We start from the raw sequence: 20,558 nt of genomic DNA, 5'->3' as shown, positions 1-20,558 counted from the left end.
GATCATGAATGCGCCCACCAAGCCCAAGGTCAATGTCGGGATGGTCAACGGCTTCGACCCCAACAACATGGACGGTCTTGACGCCGCACTTCAGGACAAGATCCGCCAGCGCCGCGAGCTGCTGGGACCGGCCTACCGGCTGATGTACGCCGAGCCCGTCCAGATCAGCCGCGGCCTCGGTACGAAGATGTGGGATGCGCAGGGCAACGAATACCTCGACGCTTACAACAACGTCGTCTCGGTCGGCCACTGCAACCCGCGCGTCGTCGAAGCGGTCCATCGTCAGATGCAGACGCTCTGTACCCATACGCGCTACGTGCAGGACGGTATCCTCGAATTTGCCGCCGAGATCATTCCGACGTTCGGCGCGCCGATCGAACACATCATGTTCACCTGCACCGGCTCGGAGGCCAACGATCTGGCGTTGCGCATCGCCATGCACCAGACCGGCCGCAAGGGCATCATCATCACGTCCGAGGCCTACACGGGGAATTCGTTCCTAACAGCAGGGCTGTCCCCGTCGCTTGGCAAGAACTCCCCGTTGGGGACCTGGGTCCGCAGGATCCCTGCGCCCGATTCCTACCGCCTGCCCGCGGGCCAAGTTGCCGAGCTTCTCGTTCGCCAGGTCGCACACGAGATCACGGAGCTTGAACGGCGGGGTGAAGGGATCGCCGCCTTCATCGCGGACTCGCTCTTCTCATCCGACGGGATCTACGCCAATCCCACGAATATCCTGCGGCCGATCACCGAGCTCGTGCACAAGGCCGGCGGCGTCGTCATCGCCGACGAAGTGCAGGCCGGCTTCGGTCGCTCGGGCGACAAGCTGTGGGGCTTCCAGCGCCATGGCCAGACGCCGGATATCGTCACCATGGGCAAGCCGATGGGCAATGGCTTCCCCGTCGCGGCCGTGGCGGTCCACGGAGAGGTCATCGAGCGCTTCGGCAACGAAATGCGTTATTTCAATACGTTTGGCGGCAATAGCGTGGCCATCGCGGCGGCAAGGGCAACGTTTGATGTCATCCGTGAGGATAATCTGCAGCACAATGCCGCGCGCATCGGCGCCATGATTCAGAAGGGTCTCCGGGAGATCGCGGCCAACGATGAGCGCATCGGGGACGTCCGCGGCGCTGGACTTTATGTCGCGGCGGAGTTCGTGAAGGATCGAGGCACGAAGGAGCCCGACTCGGTGACCGCGCTCGCCGTGGTCGATGGGCTGCGCAAACGTCGCGTCCTGATCTCGGCGACCGGCTATTATGCGAACTGCTTAAAAATTCGCCCTCCTCTCGTCTTTTCGGAGAGCGACGTCGATCGCTTGTTGACCGAAATGCGCGCCGTTTTGAGGAGCATCTGACCTACTCTCAAAGAGCGGCGCAATCGAGCCGCTAGACTAGCGAAGCTTTGCGAAAGGAGCTTCTTCGCATCCACGTTGATACGCGAGGGCCAGCACGCAGACCGCCGCGCCCGTGGGAAGCCGGGGCTTTGGGCGCCTAGCTTTCGCAACAATCATTGGTTGCGGAGACACGCAACACCCGATTGTTGCGATTGGTAGAACAGCAGATTCCCAGGCTAGCCGCCTGGACGTCCCTTATCTTCACGTCCCCAAGTCGCTGAGTTGCCGGTTCGACTAGACGTCAACTTTGAAGCCCAGATCAATTTCCGATGCAGGGTAGCCACCTCTGAGTCCCCAATTCTCCGCTGGCACTTCAAGCAAGATGATCTTGATCTCTGTCGCTGGCACCCCGAGCGCGGATAGGTTTGTGACTAGAGCCTTGTAGAGTGCATGCTTTGCTTCAAGCGATCGGCCCGAGAACATCACGACTTCGACACGCGTGTAGTGGTCCGATCGGCCGGTGGGAATGATCCGGACGTTCGCATCGTAGATGTCGAGGACTACATCGCGATCGTAGTCAGGTATCTTCAGCGCGGAGAGCAGCGCCGATTGGACCGTTTCGATAACCTTTTGCTCGCTGCCACGAGCCCACCTGCCCGTCGTGATCCGTGTACTCGGCATCTATGGATTTCCTCAAGAGGCTTGCCATCATGGGGTCGAGAACGGCTTTCGTGCCATCGTCGATCGTTGCCCTTTCCAACGAAGCTGGCTCGTATTCGCTCCGTTTGACCACATTGCGGTGACCGGGCCGGAATGGACCGAAAGCTGAGCGAGCGATGGCTAGGCCACAGAAACCACGTTTATTGGATGGCGAGCCAGGATATCGCGCAGAGTCTGAAGCACATCAGAAAGTGTGACGATATCTTGAGGCGCGCCAAGGCAGATGCGGGTTGCGCCTGGATCCCCTTCGCCTACCGCCGATGCTATGCGTGGGGTCACGAGTATGCCACGACCTCGGGCGGCGGCCGCAAATTGATCTGCAGACCACCCTTTCGGCAATGGCAACCAACCGTAGAAGGCCGGGGACTGAAGCTTGGCGGCCTTGGGAAAGACGTCCTGGAACACCCTGTAACGCTCAAGCGCCTGCAGGCGTCGCTCACGCAGAAGGTCTTCCAGTTTGCCACTCTCAATTAATCGCACGACTACCTCGCTTAGCATCGGAGCCACAAACCAGGCGGAGGCATGCAGGAGGAGCTCGGTTTGAGCAATGTAGTCTGTCGGTACCGACAACGTGCCGAGTCGGAAGGCTGGCGCAAGGCATTTGGAGTAGGACGTGGTGTAGAAGGTGCGGCTTGGCGCCAACGAGGCGATTGGCGCCGGACGCTCGGAGAAGAAGAAGCTGTAAACGTCATCCTCTACGACTGCGAGATCGAGTTCCTCGGCGAGTTCAGCTATGCGCCGCCGGCGGGGAAGGCTCATGGTACGGGCCGTTGGGCTCTGCAAGGTCGGCATACAATAGAGCACCCGCGCCCCGGACGCACGACACGCCTGTCTTAGCGCTTCCGGATCCATTCCCTCGTCGTCCATCTCCACGGGCACCAAGTTTAGATGGCTGGCAGCGGCGATGGCTTTGAAGCCGGAATAGGTAAAGGTATCGACTAAGATGCTGTCGCCGGGCTTTGCCACCAGGCGCAGGGCGATGTCTAAGGCGTGCTGGGCACCGTTGCAAAGGAACAGCCTTGCCGGTTCGACGGTGAAGCTGTCGTCGGACAGCGAAGCAGCGATGATTTCGCGGTGCTTCCAGATGCCGCCATGGGGGTGGTAGCGCAGCAACGGCTTAAGATCAGGCTCGCGCACCACCTCGCTGAACATCGCGGACAGGATTTGCGTTTCGCCTGCCTCGACGGGTACGTTCAACGCCAAATTGACCGGCTCACGTCTTGCCGTCGGCTCGGCTCGGGCGGCGGAACGGCGCCGGACGAAGGTGCCCTGCCCGACATGGCCGCTGACAATACCGCGCTGTTCGGCCTCCTGATAGGCTTTGCTCACGGTCCCGACGGACAGACTAAGCTCCCGTGCCAGGTCGCGGTGAGGCGGCAGGCGATCGCCGTCCGATAGCCGGCCATCGGCAATGTCCTGCTCTAGAGCGTTGACCAAGGCGAGGTAGCGCGGCCCCTCGGGCGCGAGTTGCCGAGGTCTCCAGCCCGAAATTGGTCCATCCAGGCTCATGTCCCGCGCTCCTTTTCCTTTCGGGCTCATCGCCTGCTAGACATGAAGATGGCCGACATACTTTCTGACAGTGTAGGACTCCAGACCCTCGATGCCGCCTTCGCGGCCCCAGCCACTGTCGCCGATTCCACCGAACGGCGTTTCGGGTATCGTCACCACCATCTGATTGATGCCGATGACGCCGACCTCCATCTCCTCCGCGATCCGGTTGGCCGTTGCGGCAGAGCGGGTGAAGGCATATCCGGCCAGACCGTAAGGCAATGCATTCGCCCGGGCGATGGCCTGTTCTAGGTCATCAACAGGTTGTACCAGCGCAAGGGGGCCGAACGGCTCCTCTCTCATAGCCCTCGCACGGTCGGGCATATCCGCCAGGATCGTGGGCCGATACATCAGACCTGTCCCTTTCAGTCGTTCACCTCCGACCACAAGGCGCGCCGAATGGGACAAGGCGTCGGAGATCAGGTCGTCCATCGCTGCGACGCGGCGTGTGTTGGCGACGGGACCCACTGTGGTGCCCGCTTGCAGGCCGTCGCCCACCACCTGCTTCTCGACGTAGGCACGCGCGTGTTCGAGGTACTCTTCGTAAACCGGCTGCTCCACGAAAAAGCGTGTCGGCGAAGTGCAGACCTGGCCAGTGTTGCGCAGCTTGATGGCCATGGAGAGCTCCGCGGCGCGCTGCACGTCGGCGTCTTTTGCGACGATCACCGGTGCATGACCGCCCAGCTCCATGGTGGCGAGGGTCAGGGTCTCTCCAGCGAGCCGAGCGAGGTGTCGTCCCACTGGTGTTGATCCCGTGAACGAGATTTTGCGGATGATGGGGGAGCGCAGCAAATATTCGGAGACTTTCGCTGGTACGCCGAAGACGACGTTCAGCACGCCTTTGGGTAGCCCTGCGTCGGTGAGCGCCCGCGCTATTTCCAGCGTCGTACCCGGCGTTTCCTCAGCCGGCTTAATGATGCAAGTACATCCGACGGCAAGAGCGGGGGCGATCTTGCGCGCAGGTGTGACTGCCGGGAAATTCCAGGGCGTGAAGCAAGCCACGGGCCCTACCGGCTCCTGCGTGACCGTCTGGCGCATATCGGGCAGGCGCGCCGGGATGACACGCCCATAGCTGCGCCGCCCCTCTTCCGCGAACCAGTCGAAGAACTCCGCCGCGGCGGCGATCTCACCCTTTGCTTCCGCGAGGGTCTTACCTTCCTCCAGGGTCAGTACCGTCGCGATGTGGTCCAGACGCTCGCGCATCAGGCCAGCCGCGCGGCGCAAAATCTGCCCACGCTCATAAGGCGAGGTGCGCTTCCAGCTCTCGAAGGCCCGGCTTGCCGCTGCAAGTGCGCGGTCGAGTTCTGCCGTTCCGGCGTGCGGCAGCTTGCCGAGAGGCTGCTCCGTGGCCGGATTGAGAACGGTTTCGCTTCCAGCATTGGTTTCCTCGATCCATTCGCCATCAATGAGGAGTGCCAGTTTCGTGTACATATTCTATTCCTTAGACGGATATGATGCTCTCAGACGCGAGTGGATGGGAGCCCGATTGGATCGAGTTCCTGTGTCGATGCGGCTCGATGCGAACCGTTGTTGCTCGCGCAGTTGGTAGGGGCCGCCACCAATTTTGATGGCGGATTACTGATTGCCTCCCCTTAAGCCTTCCCCCAGCGAGCAAGACCGGCTTCGGCGATGATCTTCGCAATGGCCGCCTTCTGTTCGTCGGCCAGCGGCAGCAGCGGCAGGCGCGGGCCACCCGCGCCCCGACCAAGCTGGCTCATGGTCTCCTTGATGGCCGCGTAATAGGATCCGGACTGGAAGCAACGATAGAAGGCGAAGACGTCGCGGCCGAGCTCATCCAATGCCTTGTCTCCACTCAGGGCCTTGTCCCAGTAGTCGCGGATCAAAGGCCCGGCGATTTGATGCGCCATAGCGACCACTCCGTGAGCACCAACGGCGCGAGCCGGCACGATCATTGTCTCGTAACCGACGAAGACACGAAGTCTGCTCCCCACGCGCTGCACGAGCTCTGTCACCTGAGTGATCACGCCGGAGCTATCCTTGATAGCGACGACGGTCGGCAGCGCCGAGAGCTGCTCCACGAGGGCCGGAGTTATGTCGATGCCGGCGCGACGCGGGCTGTTGTAGAGCATCAGGGGCAGCGACGTGTTCCGAGAGATGTGCTCGAAGAAGGCCACGATCTCGCGCGGGCTCGGCATGGCGTAGATCGGCGGCAGGATCATGCCGCCCGCGCAGCCCGCCGCCACGGCCGACTGGCACGCTTCCAGCACATCCTCGACACGCAAGTCGGCGACCCCCGCCAGGACGGGAACGCGGCCGCCCACGTGGTCGACGGTCAACTTGTAGAGGCGCGCGCGCTCGGTCTTGGTAAGCGCATAGAATTCTCCGGTGCTGCCGGCCGCTACGACGCCCTGCGCGCCGTTGGCGATCGCGTCGTCGATGAGTGCCTTGTATCGGGCCTCGTTGATGGAGCCGTCGGCGCCGAAGGGAGTGACGAGCACGGGGAAGATGCCGCCCCAGTTCACATTGGTCATGATCTACTATCCTTTGTTGGAAGATGCGGTTGAAGGTGCAGCCGCCGGCGAAGTGAGGGGGCCGAGAAGACGGGCCTGTTCGGTAAACCGTCCGACGAAGGCCGCGAGCCTCGGATTTTCGCTCGACAGCAGGAGTTCGCGTGGAGCTCCGCTAGCTGCGACGACTCCTTGGTCCATGAAAACCACCCGATCGGCCAGCTCATAGGCGAAGCCGATCTCGTGGGTGACGATGACCATGGTCATTCCTTCGGCAGCGAGCTGGCGGATAGCGGCGAGCACTTCGCCCACCAGTTCCGGATCCAGCGCCGAGGTCGGCTCGTCGAAAAGCATGATGGTGGGCTGCATAGCGAGCGCCCTGGCTATCGCGATGCGCTGCTGCTGGCCGCCCGACAATTGCGAAGGGTATTTGTGCCCGGCGTCCGGAAGACCCATGCGCGCGAGGAGCTCGCGTGCTCGAGCCTCGGCTTCGGCGCGCGGCACTTTCTTCACCACCAACGGAGCTTCGATAATATTCTCCAGAGCGGTGCGGTGGGGGAACAGGTTGAAGCTCTGGAACACCATGCCGGTCTTGGTGCGCACGGCACTGACCTGTCTGCCGGAGAGCTTCAGCCGCTCATCACCGGTGCTGCGGAACAGAGGCGCCCCCTCGATGAGGATCTCGCCCTGGTCCGGCTCCATCAAAAGGTTCATGCAGCGCAGCAGCGAGGTCTTGCCCGAGCCGCTCGCACCGATCAGGCAGACCACCTCTCCGCGATGCACGTCGAGATCGACGCCACGAAGTACATGATTCTTCCCGTAGGACTTCTCGATGCCGCGTACGCTCAGTACGACTTCGGTGGATGTTACCGTCATTACGCGGCCTCCTTGCGTTCGAATCGGCGAGAAAGAGCGCTGAGGGGGAACAGCAAGAGGATGAAGACGGCACCGATGACGGTGTAGACCTCCATCGGCCGGTAGGTGAAACTGGCGATGTAGCCCGCCTGATAGAGCAGATCGGGGATGGTCAGCACCGAAAGAAGCGTCGTGTTCTTGAGCTGCATGATGGTCTGGCCCATCAGCGGCGGCACCATGCGGCGGAGTGCCTGCGGCAGGATGATGCGCTTCATGCGCTGCACGTACCCCATGCCCAACGCGATGGCAGCGTCGGTCTGGCCACGGTCGATCGATTGGACGCCGGCGCGCAGAATCTCGGCATAGAAGCCGCTGGCGTAGAACCCGAGACCCAGAACACCGGCCGTTTCCTTACCGATCTGGATCTGAAGGAAGATTGGCAGCGCGTAATAGGTCCACATCAGCAACACCAGCAGCGGGATGTTGCGGAAGAACTCGACCCAGACTCGGCCGGTCCATCGCACCAGTGGCCATGGAGAGAGCTGAAGCAGCGCCACGAGGAGGCCAATCGCGAGTCCGATGGCGCAGGTGTAGATCGTGTATTTCAGAGTGACGAGCAGGCCGTAGGCAAGGATGTCCCAGTTCGCAAAGACGATGGACGGATCGAATTTCATGGCGCTCTCCGTCAGTTCGGAAGGAAGCCGGAAGGCAGCGGATCGTCTGTTTCCAGAACGAGAGTGGAAAATGCGGTGACATGAGCCATGCCGCGCACCTCCGGAATAACAGCGGGCTTGCCGTCATTGGCCTTAGCCAGGCCCGCGACTTTGGCTTCGAAGGGCACGCCCAGAATGTTCTCGGCCCGGTATGCGGCGCCTACCGCCAACTGCCCGCGGGCGTGGAGTTGGGCTAACCGGGCGGAGGTACCGGTGCCACAGGGCGAACGGTCGAACTTGTTGCTGGCCAAAATGACCAGATGTCGGGCGCCGCCCTCGATGGAGCGATAGAACAGCACGCTGCCGACCTGCGGCGCTCCGCTGCGGGCGTTTAGCGCCTGCTTGATCGTCATGCCTGCGCGGCACCAGCGGCTGGCATGGTCGATGTCGAAGGGAAGATCGACTTGGTCAGCGTCGACTAGCGCATATGTGATCCCGCTATAAGCAATGTCGCAGGTCACTGTGCCGAGACCTTCGACCTCCGAGACGATGCCGGAGGCGAGCACGAAGGAGGGCACGTTGCGTAACAGGACAGACGTTAGCCGCCCGGCTTCGAACGTGCCTGTCACATGGACGATGCCCGCCGGGGTCTCGATGGACATACCATTTTGCTCAAAGCCCTGCGGAAGGGCTCCCATAGCAGCGAGACTGGCGATGTAACCGATCGTGGCATGGCCGCACATGTCAGCGTAGACATAGGAGAAGATGAAGAACAGCCCCTGGTCCGCCTCGCGCGAGGGCACGGGCACGGCCGCCGCCATGGCGGCATGCCCGCGCGGTTCATGCAGCAGTAGCGTTCTCAAGCCGTCATGGTTGTTGCGAAAATCATCCCGCTGCTCGCGCACGCTCTGCCCGCGCAGCGGAGGGATCCCCGACATGACCGTTCGGGTGGGATGCCCTGCGGTGTGGCTGTCGATAACCGTGAAGAGACGGCTCGTACGCATGGCGTCAGCAATACTTGCCGGACTGGGGAACCACCTTCATGTCGATGCCGCGCTCGAGCATGTAGTGAGTGATGCGCGAGCAGGCGAGACCAAGTGAATTCTGCTGCGACATCCAGTTGGCCAAGAAGTTGGAGAACCCCTCATTTCCGGCTTCGCGGCGGATGCCGATCGTTGCGGGGTTACGCAGCACCGGCATGGGCACCACGGCCTTGCCGACCCCCTTCGAGTCGAGGAGCGCGGCGTCCTGGTCGGCGACGATCATCGCGTCGACCTTGCCTGACTGCAATTCCAGCACCGCCTGGTCGCGCGTGGGCACTACGACGATGGTGGAGTTGGGGATCACGGATTCCGCGATCACCTGCATCGTGCCGCCTTTCTGCACGGCGACGCGCACTTCCTTCTTGTCCATCTCGCGCCAGGTCTTGGGCGTAAAGCCAGGACGCGCGACGAGAGCCCAGATGCCCTCGACGATGGCGCCTGGCACATAGTCGATGACGAGGCCGCGGCGAGGATTGGGGTTGAGAGCCACCGCAAGATCCACCTTGCCGGCCTGGAAATCGGCAGCGAGGTTGCCCCAGGTCGTCTCGTAATATTCGATCTGAACGCCAAGCAGACTGGCGATATCTTTGCCCCAGTCGACGAAGAATCCCGACCATTCGCCGGTGCGCGGATCCTTGATGTAGCCGGGCTCCTCCGCGACCATCACGGGGAATTTGAGCTTCCCACTCGCCTTGATGCGGTCGAGCACCAGGGAGGGGTTCTCGGCTCGAGCCGGCACCGAAACCGGCCCCAGCAGCGAAGCCGCACCAATGACAGCAGCGACGATCGCACTTATCCAACGGCTCATTGAGGTTTCCTCCTATTGAACTATGTCAATTTACAATTGAACCATATCATTATCGCTGAGCGACGCAAGGCTAAACTTGTGAGACCTACCGCCTTTATCGCAGCCGATAAGGCGCGCTTGGGATCCGGGGTGCGCGGCGCGCGACCAGGTCGGAGATAATGGCCGCAGTCATGGGGGCTCCACTGATGCCCATGTGCCCATGGCCAGTAGCGAACAAGATGGACGCATGCTTCGGATGGGCGCCGATGATCGGGAGGCTGTCTGGCGTTGATGGTCTTACGCCCATCCAGTCAGTCACCTGACTGATGGGTATGTCCGGGAGCATTGTGCGGGCGTATGCTTGCAGCTTCGTGCTCTGCTTCACATCACGCGGCGCATCGGGCGCATCGAATTCGGCGATGCCCACGACGCGCAGCCCTTCGTCGAGCGGTGTGGCAACAAAGGCCGAGGCTGCGTCGGTGACGGGGCGGCTGATGGCACCGGAAATACCGGGCATAGTAATGTGATAGCCACGCTCACTGGCCAGCGACAGGGAAACTCCCAGGGAGCGCGCCAGATCGCGGCTAGCAATCCCCGCCGCGACAACCACTGTGTCGCAGTGGTGAGGCCCGGTACTCGTCTGCAGTGTTACATGTTCCGTGCCCGGCTCTATCGCCTCAACACGCGCAGTGCGAATTGAGGTGCCAAGCGCAGCCGCTCGCTCCATCAAACCCTCCACCAGCGCTGGGGGCGAAGTCACATGACCACTGTTTGGAAAGTAGACCCCACGTTGGTAGTCGCGGGACAGAGCCGGCTCCAACTCGCGCAGCTGCTCGGCACTCAGCCTCTCAAAAGCTACGCCGTGCTGCGTCCGCATACAGTCCACCCGCTCTTCCAGCGCGCTTGGCGCTTCGTCGCGCCATACATGGAGGGCACCGTTCGGCCGGAACAATCGTTTCCAATCGGTATCGCCGAGCATATCGCGATACAGAGCGGCACACGGTTGGTTGAGAGTGTGCAACGCCGCATACGCCGCCTCCCAAGCTTGCGGACGTCCAGTACGCAGGAAGCGGACTAGCCAAGGGAGCGTGCGAGGCAACTCACGCGGAGCGAGGCGCACTGGGCCATTAGCATCAGCGAACCAGCGCAGCGCGCGCCACATGACACCGGGATGAGCCATCGGAAGAGCCGATCCCGCATTGTATTGGGCACCATTGCCCCAAGAGCAACCATGGCCGACGCGGCCCTCCTCGACGACCGTGACGCTGTGCCCTTCCCGCGCCAGCATGAGCGCGCAACTCACGCCGACTACGCCCCCGCCAATCACCGCGACAGCATGCGATTCAGCCATGCAAAATCTCCTGTTCGCGCTAAGCCCCGCCGCGCCGCGACCACACTGCCTGCCCTAGGATTGACATAGCTCAATAAGCACGATTTCCGAGTCATTGACATATAACAATCACGACTCACGGCGGGGTTCAATGATTATTTGTTCACCAAGCTGGTTGTCGGGCCCTTTGTCAGCAGCAACGGCATACGCTTGTTACCGCGAGGCCGAACGACGGATCATTGACGCGTAATCCGATCATCCTTGGCGTCGAACAGTGTGGGAGGTCGCACAGTCCCGGCCGACCCATGGGGGCGTGAATAGAAGCCTCGCGCGGCCTGTCGCGCAACTATTCTGACCAGGGCGACGAGGCGCGGGTCGGGCTTCGATGAGGTGAGCAACGCCAGCTCGCCGGTCGCCTTGAAGCCCCACACCGGTTGTTTTGCGTGCTGTTTTTCTGGGTCTTTTTATCGCGTGCCCGAACACTGCGCGGATGATGAAGATGCGCTGAGGTCCGCACTCGGCAACGACAGGCCGGGCCTGGTCAGTTTGCGATGCTGCTGCCGCTTACGGGGGCATCGGCAGGACGGCCGGCGGTCGAGCACCGCTCGGGTCTCGAGAACGTCCATCCGGTGCGGCACTTCTCCGACGGCAGGCGCTTCGTCACCTGCCGCCGCCAAGAGTCGGACGGGTACAGATCTTGGCAACACCGACTGTCTGCGAGCTTGCCGTGGCACTTCAGGATGCGTCGCGCTGCTCACGGGCATAAGCGTTGAGGCGGGTGAGTTCCTCGACGTATACGCGGTGCAACCTGCGAGGCGCGACGAGTCCCTCGACGAAGCCGGCGATGCCCGTCTCGCCATCAAACCTGGAGGTGATGTTCACCAACGCCTGCTCGCCGTGGGGGGTCACAGTAAATGTCCTGACGAGGCCGGAGCTTCCGGTGTCAGCCTGGACCAAGATTCGGCCGCGCTCCGGCTCAGTGATCTCCATCCGGAGATTCCGGACGCCGCCCGCAGATTTTATTTTGAAGCTGACGACGCTGCCTGCTCCTACGCCGCCTTCTTCGACTTGAAAGTCGTAGAAGGGGCAGGAACCGAGCGTGAAGGTGCATGTCTGCGAGGTATCGGTAGACATCGTGCGCGGGCGCGTCGATGGTGCGCTCGGCGGACGCGACGACGTATTTTGCCATGAGTCTGATCTCCTTGTTTGTGTTGACCGTGGATCCGAGCGTGCTTTCCTATGAAGACTGGTCGCTGCGGGAGGCCATCGACGTGCGATACACTACGGTGACCGACGATTTCGATTTCGAGCGTTCTCAGAAATTCTCGCGCGAAACGGCCCTGAAAAACGTCATGCAGCTAGTAGCTAAGGTCAAAGACGAGGCGCCAAAGGCGCTCAATGGCCCTTGCCATCCAGCCACCCGCGACCGAGCCGTTCACAAAATCGACAGCTCCGGAGTTCATCGTCTTCGGTGTCATCCCGCCTAATTCATTTTGACTAACTACGGAATCATTGACGATGAACAAGACTCCGTCGCCTGCCTGCTGGTCGAGCATTACCGTCGCCTCCTACTGCCTGAGCACCCAGCCCCAGACTGATGAACGATGACGACTTTGCCCTGGACAGACAGAATAGCAATCGCCTAACTTCCTATGTCTCCATACATAACTGGATGGCCCACCATACGAGCCGGAGGAGCGAACGTGGACTTACAATGGGACGACCTCCGCATTTTTCTCGCCGTTTGCGATGCTGGGAGCATGAGTGGCGCCGCGCGGCGCTTGAAGGTGAGCCAACCCACTTTGAGCCGGAGGATTGCGGAGATGGAGTACGGGCTCGGCGAGCCGCTTTTCGTCCGCAAAAACCAGGGCATCACCCTAACGAAAACTGGAATAAGGCTAATGCCCGCAGCCCAAGGCATGGCGCAATGGGCGACGGAAGCCAATCGCTCACTCGATGCGAAGAACTCTCCTGTCAGTGGCCGCGTGCGCGTTACGGCCGCACCGACGTTCGCCTTAGATCTCCTGGCGCCGTTCGCGGAAACCCTCAAGAGAAAGCACCCACAGATCGCTCTCGAGGTGTTGGCCAGCACGGAACGCTTGAATCTCTCGCGTGGCGAGGCGGACATCGCGCTCAGGAGATATCCCTCCGATGATCCCGATCTGATCACAGTCGGCGAAACTGTGATTCCGATCGGCGCGTACGTCAGCAAGGACTACGCACGGAGACTGCCCGCGAAATATGGCTTTCGCGACCTCGACTGGATCGCATGGGCGGGGCAGCTCGAGATGGTCAGCCCGAATCCGGAGCTCGCGGCCAAGATCCCAGACTTTCGTCCCACTTTCGCATCTGACGACTACAGCGTACAGGTCGCGGCCTGCCAGGCTGGCGTTGGCGCGATGATCCTTCTGAAGACGCCCCATCGGCTCAAGCGGCCGGGAGACCTCGTGGAGCTCAAGCTCGAGCTTCCAGCCTCACTCCGCGCAGAACTCGCGATCATCTGCCACAAGCGCATGGCGGATCTCCCCAAAGTCAGAACTGTTCTGGACCTGCTCAAGCAAGAGTTTTCTGACCTGAGGAAGAGTCAAGGCGCGAAGAAACCCTGAATGGTGCCGCCAACGATCCCAAGGTCATGGCTTTGATCTTAGGTGTAGACCTTATTGGTTCTCGGATATCGTGTAGCCATCGCGGGTCTGCGGCAGCTTCCAGCCCAGAACCTTGCTTGCGACGAGCGTGCGCAGCACCTGGGCTGTGCCCCCGCCTATCGTGAACATGCGTACATCACGCGCCATACGTTCAAGCGGGAAGTCGCGCGAATAGCCGCGGGCCCCGAACATTTGCAGCGCGTCGTTGACGATCTTGATCGCGGCCTCCGACGCGAAGATTTTTGCTTGGGCTGCGAGCATCGGGTCGGGAAACGCGCTGCCATCCGGACCGCGCGATGCTGCCGCGGCATGCAACATCAACCGGGACGCCGTGAGCTGCGTCTGCATGTCGGCAAGCATCCATTGCAAACCCTGGAATTCGCCGATCGGCCTCCCGAACTGCTCGCGCGTTTTCGCCCATTGGACGGCATGCTCCAGGGCGCCGGCGGCGATCCCCATGGCGACGGTGCCCGCGCCGACGCGCTGGCTGTTATAGGCGTTGATGAGATCGGCAAAACCGCGCTTGAAGCCCGACGGGGGCAGCAGCACCATATCTGGCGTGATCTCCAGATCTTCGAACACCAGCTCGCGCTCGGGCATGCCGCAGAGTCCCATCGTCGTTTCGCGCCTGCTCATGCGCAGACCGTCGGCGTCCCCGCGCACAGCCAGGAAGCCGCCGACGCCCAGCTCCTCACCGCCCTCATCGAAAACCCGCGCGAAGATCAGGTGCAGGCGCGATACGCCGGCGCCCGTGATCCAGTGCTTCTTGCCGTTGATCACGTAACGGTTGCCGCGCTTGTCGGCCCGGGCCTTCATTCCGCTGGCGTCGCTGCCCGCGTCGGGCTCGGTAATGCAGATCGCCGGCTTGTCGCCGGCCAAGACGAGATCGGCAGCCCGCTTGCGCTGGGCGTCGGTGCCATACGCCATGACAGTCGAGATTGCACCCATGTTGGCTTCAACGACGATGCGCGCCGAGACGGTACACGCGCGCGCCATCTCCTCGATGACCAGCACTGTGTCGAGGAAGCTGCGGCCCTCCCCGCCATACTCCTTGGGAATGGTCATTCCCATGAAGCACTCTGCCTTCAGCGCTTCGACGACGTCCCAGGGATATTCACGCGATTGATCGACCTCGGCGCCGCGCTTGCGCAGCAGCCCGTTCGAGAACGCCGCGGCTCTTTCCTTCAGCGCCTGTTGCTCCGATGAAAGCTCCATGGCGTACCTCCTCTCAGCCGCGGCCCATGGCGTAGAATTCGGCGTTCGGACGCATGCTTGTGACGTTGGCAAGCCTATTCGACAAGCCGAAGAAGGCCGAGATCGCGGCGATGTCCCAGATGTCCTCTTCCGTGAATCCGTGCGACTTCAGCGTGGCGAAGTCGCTCTCGGAGACCTTCTGAGCCTCGGTGGAGACACGGACGGCGAAATCCAGCATGGCTTTCTGGCGATCAGTGATGTCCGCCTTGCGGTAGTTGACGGCGACCTGATCGGCAATCAGGGGATCCTTGGCACGGATTCGCAGGATTGCCCCATGCGCCACCACGCAATACTGGCACTGGTTGAGGTTGCTGGTTGCGACCACGATCATCTCGCGCTCGGCTTTGGTGAGATTGCCAGGTTTGTCCATCAGGGCGTCGTGATAGGCGAAGAAGGCGCGGAACTCGTCCGGCCGGTGCGCGAGCACGAGGAAGACGTTCGGAATGAAGCCCGACTTCTCCTGAACGGCCAGGATGCGGCTGCGGATGTCGCCGGGCATGTCGGCGAGATCGGGAACGGGGAAGCGACTGACTGCAAGGGCTTGGGTCATGACTTTGGATCCCTAGGTTATTGCTCGTTGGAAATTGGCACGATTACGCGGCCGCGCACCGTGCCCGCAATGAGACGATCTGCAACGCTGATGCACGCTTCGAGCGGCACGCGCTCGGTCATCGCATCAAGGAGAGAAGGATCGAGGTCACGGGCAAGTCGCCGCCACGCCTCGCGGCGTTCCTCGCGAGGACACATGACGCTGTCGATGCCAGCGAGTGTGACGCCTCGCAGGATGAAGGGGGCCACGGTCGCCGGCAAGCCCATGCCAGCGGCGAGACCGCAGGCCGCGACCACACCACGATACTTCATCGATGCGCAGACGTTGGCGAGCACCTGTCCGCCGGCCACATCGACCGCGCCGGCCCATTCTTCCTTCGCGAGCGGCTTCCCCGGTTCGCTGAACCGCGATCGCGGCAAGATGCGCTTGGCACCAAGTTTCGTGAGATAGTCCGATTCTTCAGGACGCCCTGTAACTGCGGCCACCTCATAACCGAGATTGGCGAGTAGCGCCGTTGCGACACTGCCCACGCCGCCTGCCGCGCCGGTCACGAGCACCTCGCCACTTCCCGGCGTAACGCCGTGGCGCTCAAGCGCAATCACACAGAGCGCGGCAGTGTAACCGGCCGTCCCAATGCTCATCGCTTGAGCCAAGGAAAAGGCCGGCTCCAAAGGGATCAGCCAATCGCTCTTCACCCGGGCGACTTCGGCCAACCCGCCCCAGTGCCGCTCGCCCACGCCCCATCCGTTCAGCACGACCCGGTCGCCTGGCTTGAAATTCGCGTTTGAAGATTCTTCGATGGTCCCCGCGAAATCGATGCCAGGGATCATGGGAAAGTTACGAACAACCGGATTCTTTCCCGTGATGGCCAACGCATCCTTATAATTCAACGTCGAGCAGGCAACGCGTACCGTCACATCTCCCTCGGGCAACTGGTCGCGAGCAAGCTCAGCCAGTCTTACCGACTGCCGGTTGCCATCATGCTCGATCAGCACGGCTTTGAAATTCGACCCCACTGTCAACTCTCCTTACACGTTGCCCGGATAATCGAAAAAAAGCCTTCGGCGAATAAGTCGAGCGCGTCGGGGCGCCGTTCGAGCTTGGCGCGCAGGACCGCGCCCTCCCAGCCTGTCCAAAAAAACTGCGCTAGGCCTTCGCAATCGATGCCACTGGGTATCTCGCCCGCCTCTTGCGCCGAGCGCAGACAACGGGACGTCCGCGCTTCCCAGTCCCGGAAGACGGCGGCCAGGCGCTTTCGAAACGGCTCCGGCAGGACACCCATCTCTTGTCCGAGATTACCGATGAGACAGCCACGCCGGTAACCGTACCGCGCCATCCCCGACCTTGCGTCCGCAATGAAATCACGGAGACGGTCGAGGGGAGCACGCTCCATGTTGTCGAACCATCGATCCAGCTTGCGCGCGAAAAAGTCAGCATAGGCGTCGATCAGCTCGAGACCGAAGGCGTCCTTGCTGTCAAAGTAGTGGTAAAATGACCCTTTTGGCACATCGGCAGCTTCCAGGATCTCCTCAACTCCAACGGCGCTGAAGCCCTTCTCGGTCAGGATCGCGACGCCCGTGCGTACTAGCCGTGCGCGCGGCGCGTCCGGCCGTGACTGGTCCTTGGGCGGGCGACCACGACGACGGGGCCCTGTTGATGGCAAAATCACTTTCACAGCGATTTATTAGACCGACTGTCTTGTAAAATCAACAGCCGTGGCCACCGCCGAGCCTGGACATCGAGGGAGCTGCTAGCGCCGTTCCTTTCCGCTGATTGCCGATCGCGTATCGATTTATGAGCAGTTCAAAGTCGCCTCAGCCAGCATTCCCGATGCAGCGCATGGAATTCCGATGTCCGTCGCAATGATGACGGTGCCTGGCATTCCCGGGTTTCAGCACAGAGTCTTCAGACATACGATCACGCGCCGATTCTAATGGGCGATGGTCAAATCCATTCCGCAAGGCCATCCGCCTCGAACAGAGCGGATGACCTCGTCATGCTTGGTCGCAGGAACTATCAGACTTGATTCCAGCCGCCGTCGACGCAGAGTTCGCTGCCTGTCAGATAGGACGAGTCATCGGAGGCTAGGAATAGGACGGCTTTTGCGATCTCATCGACGGTGCCGCTGCGGTGCATCGGAATTTGGGTATGCACATGGGTCTTGGTCTGCTGGATCATCTCCTCGCTCACACCCGATTTGCGTGCCTGGTCAGTGTCGATGTAGCCGGGCGCCATTGCGTTCACTCGTATGCCCTTGCCGATTAGTTCCGCCGTGAGCGAGCGCGCCAGCGAGCGAATTGCCGCTTTGCCCGCTGAATAGACGCTGACATAGGGCATGCCCTTCGTGGTCAGGGTCGTGGTGTTGAGGACGATCGAGCCGCCGGATGTCATGAGCGGCAGGAGTTTCTGCACCGTGAAGTAGGTTCCCTTGAAGGTACAGTCGATCGTGAAATCGAATTCTTCCTCCGACATGTATTCAAACATGTTCGGTCGCGCCGCACCGGCGTTCGCGAAGATGATGTCGACACGGCCGTGCTTCCTCTCGACAAACGCACGCAGCGCTTCGATGTCCGCAATCTTCGAAATATCGCAGCCGATCGCGTCGGCGCCATTTCCGATGCCCTGCGCCGCGGCATCGAGCCTTGCCTGATCGCGCCCGGTGATGATGACCTTCGCGCCCTCGCGTGCGAACAGCTTGGCTGTCGCCAAGCCCATTCCATCGCTGCCGCCGGTGATAACAGCAACCTTGCCACCTAGTTTACCCATATTTCGTCTCCTATTTCGTCCTTTGGCGCGCCCGATGTGAACGGCGCGTTTTATGGAGCTTGATTTGTTTTCCTCATTTCTGGCGCTCCTTTCGCCTTGGACGGACAGAATAGCAATTACCCAATTTCCTATGCCGGCATACATAAGTGGATGGCGTGGACCGAGGAGTGAACGCGGAGCTACGCGGTTGCCTGTGAGGTGCCCTTCAGGAAAGTAATCAGAAACGAACGTGGGTGAATTGGGTAGGAAGATCGCTGTCATCCCGACGCTCACAACCGTCGCTTACGGATCTGAAAACTCGGCCTGTCGTCGGATGTGACAATTCTGGCACGACACCCAGGAGATGCCCATTGCGGAGCGGTGTTGGGTTTGAACAAGCTCCACGAAGGCTCTGCATACGGGCTTCATACGCCTCTTGGCGAGCTATCTCGTCATACTAGGGGACGGCAGGCACCTTGCAGATCTTGCACCAAAAATCGCTGCCCCGTTTATCCGTACGGATTTCGAACTCCTCCGTGACCCAATCAATCCGGTTTCGCAAAGGTTCGATTTCGGAAAGCTGTGCGCGACCGGTCCGTCCACAGCTCGGGCACCGCAAGTGTTCGGTCCAACTAGATTTCGTCACTCGTGCACCTCGCGGGCGCCAATCACGCCATTCCCAAGCTGAGTGCAATTTTAGGTCGGCGCCGAAATCGCACAGCTAGGCTGCATTGCTGAGACCAAACTCGGGCGCTGCCTCTCTTTCGGTGCAGAGACGTCAACCTCTCAACTCAAACATTGCGCGACGGTTGCCGTATCTCCGCACTCGACCACCAATGGAAAGAGAATTTTCGACGTCTGATCTCAGTAACCAAGGGCGATGCCATCTCGGCGGGAATCAGCCCCGCCTCTGAGAAGTCCACGTTTACGGTCGATCCAAATCGCCTGGGCTGTTCCGAGCGGACTCTGAGTTCGCGTAGGAAGGTGTCCCAACGCACGAAGCCCCTCGACGATCTTAGCCGGAACGGTCGCTTCGACGTCCAGCACGTCGCCGCGCGCGAAGATACGCGGTTGGTCGATCGCTTGCTGCACCGACATTTTGTGATCGAGTAGGTTCGACAGAACCTGGATCTGTCCGATGGGCTGGAAATGCCCTCCTGTCACGCCGAACGACAAGACGCACTCGCCGCCTCGCGTCAGCATCGCAGGCAGGATGGTGTGCATTGGTCGCTTGCCCCCCGCGAGCACGTTGGGATGGCCGGGTTCGAGCACAAAGCCAAAGCCGCGGTTGTGTAGCAGGACCCCGCATTCGGGGGCCACGATGCCGCTGCCGAAATCGTCGAAGACGGAGTTGATAAATGAAACTGCGGTGCGATCCTTGTCCACGACGGACAGGAACACCGTATCTTTGTGTTCCGGCATTGTGATCGGCGCGACGTCGCTCAGCCGCCCGCTAAATGATATCCGGCGAGAGAGGATGTCGGCACGGGCAGACGAGGTCATGCGCTCGACCGGCACATGCCCGGTGTCGGGATCGCCGACGAAGGAGTCGCGCTCTGCATAGCCAATGCGCGCGATCTCGGCCAAGAGATGGTAGCGCTCCACCGATACGGGAGCGAAGTCGGCGACGCTATAACGGTCGAGCAAACTTGCCATGGCGAGAACGGCAACGCCTGTGCCATTTGGCGGACATTCCCACAGTTCAAAACCACGGTAGGACGCGGATATTGGCTTCTCGTAGCGCGGCTGGAAGGCAGCAAAATCCTCGACGGTATGAAAACCACCGAGCGAGCGTAGAGTCTTTACGATGCTCTCCGCAATCCATCCCTCGTAAAACACGTCGGCCCCCTTTGCGGCGATATCCCGAAGGGTGCGGGCCAGCATAGGCTGCGTGTGCAAATCGCCGGGGGCCGGCGTTTCGCCGCGAGGCAGAAAGACCGAAGTCGTAGCAGCCAGACGAGAGAGCTTCGGCACATGCCTCCCCCAGTCCCTCGCCAGTCGCTCAGCGACAGGATAGCCATTTTCCGCAGCGGCGATGGCAGGTGAAAGGAGACGCGCGAGCTCAAGCGTCCCGTGATCCTCGGCCAGCCGGGCCCACGTTCGTACGGCACCTGGAACCGTAACCGCGTGCGCACTCTCGGGGTCGAGCGTCGTTACGCCGGCTTCAGCGAGCCGTTCGACACTCGCGGCCGACGGCGCTGCTCCAGATCCGTTGAGCGCGATGATCGGTTGCCCTTCCCGCTTCAGTAGAACGAAACAGTCTCCACCCACACCGGTCTGGGTTGGCTCAACGACAGCAAGCACAGCTCCAGCCGCCACCGCCGCGTCAATGGCGTTGCCGCCTTCGCGGAGCACGTCGATTGCCGCCAGCGTGGCCAGCGGGTGCGGGGTCGCGGCCATTCCATTGACGCCGAATGCTTCGGAACTTCCTGGGAATTCGAAATCTCTCATGTTCGCCAGACTTTCAAAGTGTGTCGGGATACCGGTTGGCTCCCAACCAGTCACGTCCAAAAAAGACCGGGGCACGAGCCCCGGTAAGTTTGGGAGGTAAGGAGTCGAACGCAGTGTCTCAGGAAGCTGAGCTTGGTCTCAATTCAACGCTAAGACCGCGCTCGCCGAACGTCGGATAG

The 20,558-nt window shown here is 61.3% G+C and carries 19 protein-coding genes; 3 read left to right on the top strand and 16 right to left on the bottom strand.

What is annotated here, in order from left to right; translation table 11 throughout:
- Window positions 1-4 precede the first annotated feature (4 nt).
- Complete coding sequence (locus tag NLM32_RS06035; protein WP_254128330.1) at window positions 5-1,351, top strand: aspartate aminotransferase family protein; 1,347 nt, start codon at window positions 5-7, stop codon at window positions 1,349-1,351.
- Window positions 1,352-1,624: 273 nt separating this feature from the next.
- Here NLM32_RS06035 and NLM32_RS06030 read toward each other — a convergent pair whose 3' ends face one another.
- From NLM32_RS06030 to NLM32_RS05985, 10 genes are all read right to left on the bottom strand, one after another.
- On the bottom strand, window positions 1,625-2,011 hold the full coding sequence (locus NLM32_RS06030; protein WP_254128329.1) for a tautomerase family protein: 387 nt from the start codon (window positions 2,009-2,011) through the stop codon (window positions 1,625-1,627).
- Between the two features lie 159 nt (window positions 2,012-2,170).
- Entirely contained in the window at window positions 2,171-3,559 is a 1,389-nt protein-coding gene (locus NLM32_RS06025; protein ID WP_254128328.1) for a PLP-dependent aminotransferase family protein, read from the bottom strand.
- A 36-nt stretch (window positions 3,560-3,595) separates the two neighbouring features.
- Window positions 3,596-5,029 carry an NAD-dependent succinate-semialdehyde dehydrogenase gene (locus NLM32_RS06020; protein WP_254128327.1) on the bottom strand — a complete coding sequence of 478 codons (1,434 nt, stop codon included), beginning with the start codon at window positions 5,027-5,029 and terminating at the stop codon, window positions 3,596-3,598.
- 161 nt (window positions 5,030-5,190) lie between these two features.
- On the bottom strand, window positions 5,191-6,090 hold the full coding sequence (locus NLM32_RS06015; RefSeq protein ID WP_254128326.1) for a dihydrodipicolinate synthase family protein: 900 nt from the start codon (window positions 6,088-6,090) through the stop codon (window positions 5,191-5,193).
- Window positions 6,091-6,096: 6 nt separating this feature from the next.
- Window positions 6,097-6,942: an amino acid ABC transporter ATP-binding protein gene (locus NLM32_RS06010; RefSeq protein WP_254128325.1), complete on the bottom strand. Its 846-nt coding sequence runs from the start codon at window positions 6,940-6,942 to the stop codon at window positions 6,097-6,099.
- Window positions 6,942-7,595, bottom strand: coding sequence for an amino acid ABC transporter permease (locus NLM32_RS06005; RefSeq protein ID WP_254128324.1), 654 nt, complete (start codon window positions 7,593-7,595; stop codon window positions 6,942-6,944). Before NLM32_RS06005 ends, NLM32_RS06010 begins: the two co-directional genes overlap by 1 nt.
- 11 nt (window positions 7,596-7,606) lie before the next feature.
- Window positions 7,607-8,578, bottom strand: a complete 972-nt coding sequence (locus NLM32_RS06000; protein ID WP_254128323.1) for a proline racemase family protein — start codon at window positions 8,576-8,578, stop codon at window positions 7,607-7,609.
- Window positions 8,579-8,582: 4 nt separating this feature from the next.
- Window positions 8,583-9,425 (bottom strand): transporter substrate-binding domain-containing protein, encoded by an 843-nt coding sequence (locus NLM32_RS05995; RefSeq protein ID WP_254128322.1) that lies wholly within the window; start codon window positions 9,423-9,425, stop codon window positions 8,583-8,585.
- Between the two features lie 94 nt (window positions 9,426-9,519).
- On the bottom strand, window positions 9,520-10,755 hold the full coding sequence (locus tag NLM32_RS05990) for an FAD-binding oxidoreductase (RefSeq protein ID WP_254128321.1): 1,236 nt from the start codon (window positions 10,753-10,755) through the stop codon (window positions 9,520-9,522).
- A 714-nt stretch (window positions 10,756-11,469) separates the two neighbouring features.
- The gene (locus tag NLM32_RS05985; RefSeq protein WP_254128320.1) at window positions 11,470-11,868 is read right to left on the bottom strand and encodes an SRPBCC family protein; all 399 of its coding nucleotides are present in this window, start codon (window positions 11,866-11,868) and stop codon (window positions 11,470-11,472) included.
- Window positions 11,869-11,885: 17 nt separating this feature from the next.
- Here NLM32_RS05985 and NLM32_RS05980 point away from each other — a divergent pair, with 17 nt between their 5' ends.
- Both NLM32_RS05980 and NLM32_RS05975 read left to right on the top strand, forming a co-directional pair.
- Window positions 11,886-12,221: a hypothetical protein gene (locus tag NLM32_RS05980; protein WP_254128319.1), complete on the top strand. Its 336-nt coding sequence runs from the start codon at window positions 11,886-11,888 to the stop codon at window positions 12,219-12,221.
- Between the two features lie 165 nt (window positions 12,222-12,386).
- Window positions 12,387-13,340 carry a LysR family transcriptional regulator gene (locus tag NLM32_RS05975; RefSeq protein WP_256568215.1) on the top strand — a complete coding sequence of 318 codons (954 nt, stop codon included), beginning with the start codon at window positions 12,387-12,389 and terminating at the stop codon, window positions 13,338-13,340.
- A gap of 51 nt (window positions 13,341-13,391) precedes the next feature.
- Here the strand turns inward: NLM32_RS05975 and acdA are convergent, their stop codons facing one another.
- The 6 genes from acdA to ggt form a co-directional block, all read right to left on the bottom strand.
- Window positions 13,392-14,594 carry a 3-sulfinopropanoyl-CoA desulfinase gene (acdA, locus tag NLM32_RS05970; RefSeq protein WP_254128318.1) on the bottom strand — a complete coding sequence of 401 codons (1,203 nt, stop codon included), beginning with the start codon at window positions 14,592-14,594 and terminating at the stop codon, window positions 13,392-13,394.
- Window positions 14,595-14,607: 13 nt separating this feature from the next.
- Window positions 14,608-15,183 (bottom strand): peroxidase-related enzyme, encoded by a 576-nt coding sequence (locus NLM32_RS05965; RefSeq protein ID WP_254128317.1) that lies wholly within the window; start codon window positions 15,181-15,183, stop codon window positions 14,608-14,610.
- A gap of 17 nt (window positions 15,184-15,200) precedes the next feature.
- Window positions 15,201-16,199: an acryloyl-CoA reductase gene (locus NLM32_RS05960; protein ID WP_254128316.1), complete on the bottom strand. Its 999-nt coding sequence runs from the start codon at window positions 16,197-16,199 to the stop codon at window positions 15,201-15,203.
- A 2-nt stretch (window positions 16,200-16,201) separates the two neighbouring features.
- Entirely contained in the window at window positions 16,202-16,858 is a 657-nt protein-coding gene (locus NLM32_RS05955) for a TetR/AcrR family transcriptional regulator (protein WP_254128315.1), read from the bottom strand.
- A gap of 341 nt (window positions 16,859-17,199) precedes the next feature.
- The gene (locus NLM32_RS05950) at window positions 17,200-18,210 is read right to left on the bottom strand and encodes an SDR family oxidoreductase (protein WP_254128314.1); all 1,011 of its coding nucleotides are present in this window, start codon (window positions 18,208-18,210) and stop codon (window positions 17,200-17,202) included.
- A 582-nt stretch (window positions 18,211-18,792) separates the two neighbouring features.
- Window positions 18,793-20,379, bottom strand: coding sequence for a gamma-glutamyltransferase (gene ggt / locus NLM32_RS05945; protein WP_254128313.1), 1,587 nt, complete (start codon window positions 20,377-20,379; stop codon window positions 18,793-18,795).
- Window positions 20,380-20,558: the final 179 nt, after the last annotated feature.

The sequence above is a fragment of the Bradyrhizobium sp. CCGUVB14 genome, assembly GCF_024199935.1.
Taxonomy (GTDB): domain Bacteria; phylum Pseudomonadota; class Alphaproteobacteria; order Rhizobiales; family Xanthobacteraceae; genus Bradyrhizobium.
The sequence above is the reverse complement of the archived record's forward strand: the minus strand, read 5'-3'. Positions and strand labels throughout refer to the sequence as shown.

Coding starts and splice junctions, on each gene's coding strand:
- NLM32_RS06035 (WP_254128330.1), top strand. CDS start 5: ATGAATGCGCCCACCAAGCCCAAGGTCAATGTCGGGATGGTCAACGGC.
- NLM32_RS06030 (WP_254128329.1), bottom strand. CDS start 2,011: ATGCCGAGTACACGGATCACGACGGGCAGGTGGGCTCGTGGCAGCGAG.
- NLM32_RS06025 (WP_254128328.1), bottom strand. CDS start 3,559: ATGAGCCTGGATGGACCAATTTCGGGCTGGAGACCTCGGCAACTCGCG.
- NLM32_RS06020 (WP_254128327.1), bottom strand. CDS start 5,029: ATGTACACGAAACTGGCACTCCTCATTGATGGCGAATGGATCGAGGAA.
- NLM32_RS06015 (WP_254128326.1), bottom strand. CDS start 6,090: ATGACCAATGTGAACTGGGGCGGCATCTTCCCCGTGCTCGTCACTCCC.
- NLM32_RS06010 (WP_254128325.1), bottom strand. CDS start 6,942: ATGACGGTAACATCCACCGAAGTCGTACTGAGCGTACGCGGCATCGAG.
- NLM32_RS06005 (WP_254128324.1), bottom strand. CDS start 7,595: ATGAAATTCGATCCGTCCATCGTCTTTGCGAACTGGGACATCCTTGCC.
- NLM32_RS06000 (WP_254128323.1), bottom strand. CDS start 8,578: ATGCGTACGAGCCGTCTCTTCACGGTTATCGACAGCCACACCGCAGGG.
- NLM32_RS05995 (WP_254128322.1), bottom strand. CDS start 9,425: ATGAGCCGTTGGATAAGTGCGATCGTCGCTGCTGTCATTGGTGCGGCT.
- NLM32_RS05990 (WP_254128321.1), bottom strand. CDS start 10,755: ATGGCTGAATCGCATGCTGTCGCGGTGATTGGCGGGGGCGTAGTCGGC.
- NLM32_RS05985 (WP_254128320.1), bottom strand. CDS start 11,868: ATGTCTACCGATACCTCGCAGACATGCACCTTCACGCTCGGTTCCTGC.
- NLM32_RS05980 (WP_254128319.1), top strand. CDS start 11,886: ATGGTGCGCTCGGCGGACGCGACGACGTATTTTGCCATGAGTCTGATC.
- NLM32_RS05975 (WP_256568215.1), top strand. CDS start 12,387: ATGTCTCCATACATAACTGGATGGCCCACCATACGAGCCGGAGGAGCG.
- acdA (WP_254128318.1), bottom strand. CDS start 14,594: ATGGAGCTTTCATCGGAGCAACAGGCGCTGAAGGAAAGAGCCGCGGCG.
- NLM32_RS05965 (WP_254128317.1), bottom strand. CDS start 15,183: ATGACCCAAGCCCTTGCAGTCAGTCGCTTCCCCGTTCCCGATCTCGCC.
- NLM32_RS05950 (WP_254128314.1), bottom strand. CDS start 18,210: ATGACAGCGATCTTCCTACCCAATTCACCCACGTTCGTTTCTGATTAC.
- ggt (WP_254128313.1), bottom strand. CDS start 20,379: ATGAGAGATTTCGAATTCCCAGGAAGTTCCGAAGCATTCGGCGTCAAT.